The sequence below is a fragment of the Herbaspirillum sp. B65 genome, from assembly GCF_000333555.1.
GTDB lineage: Bacteria > Pseudomonadota > Gammaproteobacteria > Burkholderiales > Burkholderiaceae_D > Herbaspirillum > Herbaspirillum rubrisubalbicans.
In genome coordinates, this window is record NZ_BADI01000301.1 from 1 (window position 1) to 1,307 (window position 1,307).

General features: G+C 60.7%; 1 pseudogene. It reads right to left on the reverse strand.

The features are described from left to right. Nucleotides 1–1,307 (reverse strand): annotated as a pseudogene (locus tag I5W_RS07775) (TonB-dependent receptor); the annotation flags it as partial.

The window sequence follows — 1,307 nt, forward strand, 5'->3', positions numbered from 1 at the left end:
GGGCCATTGACCAGGATGAAGGGCAAGCCGCCGCTATAGGGCATGATGGTGCCCGAGACGAAACCGTTGCCCACCATGTTCAGCCCCCCTGAGGTGGGGAAGTACTGGTTGTTGACATAGTCGTAGCTATGTTCCAGGCGTCGGTAATCCACGCCCACGCCAGCCCCCAGGCCGCGTGCATCCTGCTCCATGTTCCAGCGGTAATCCAGCTTCACGTCGCCCACCTGGTCATCGATCTTGACCATTTCCTTGCGCCAGTACATGGCCTGCCAGTTGTTCAGATTGGTGAAGTTGGAAGGATTGTTCAGTGCCACCGCAGGCTCGAAGCCGGAGGTGTTGTAACTCATGCCCAGCCCATTGGTGCCACTCAACACGGGTGCCGAACCGGCGCCCGGATAGGTGTAGTTGGCGAAGATGTACTTGGCCAACTGGCGCGGCTCGCGGTGCTGGGCTTGCGAGAAGGAAGAACGCAGCGACAGCACCTGGTTATCGTCCAGCTTCCAGTCCAGGCCGCCCTGCAACGCCGAGACGGTGCGCTTGATGGTGGAGGCCGCATAGCCGGCTTCGGCCTCGCCGCGGGCAAACTGGCCGCTGGTGGCGGTCTGGTTCAGGACCGGGTTGTTGCCGGTGCTGCGGCTGTCATCGAGGAAGGTTTCATTGCGCAGGATATGGGTGGAATCATTGTTGTAGCCAAATCCCACGAAACCATACAGATCCGGCGTGAAGCGCCCTTCCAGCTTGGCATCGAAGCCACTGGTCTCGGTGTTCTTCAGGTGTTGCCAGTACTTGAACTGCTGCGGCACCGGGAAGCCGTTACCGGTATTGGGGCCACCCGAGGACGCCGGGTTGGCGATGCTGCCGTTGGGGTTGTAGTAGTTGTAGAAGATGTTGTCGGTGGTCATGTGACCGATGGAGACCGTGTTTTCCTTCTCGAAGTTGGCCGAGACCACGTAGCCGAAGCGATGATCCGGACCGAAGGTATTGCTGAAGCTCACATCCGACTTCTTGGCCAGACCATCGGCGCCTGAAGTCACCTTGCCGCTGCCGGCGGCATGACCGACCGCCCCGGTGGCGCTGAAATAGGGCTTGCCACCATTATCGAAGGCGCTGCGGCCAACGATGTTGACCGAGCCACCGACCGCATTGGGGTCCATGTCGGGCGTCCAGGTCTTGAAGACCTGCACTTCCTTGACCATCGAGGCCGGCAGCATATTGGTGCGGGGGCTGCGGGTGGTCTGGTCGACCGAGGCCATGGGCGCGCCATCGATAGTGACATTGTTATAGCTCCATCCAGGCCGCGGATGGCG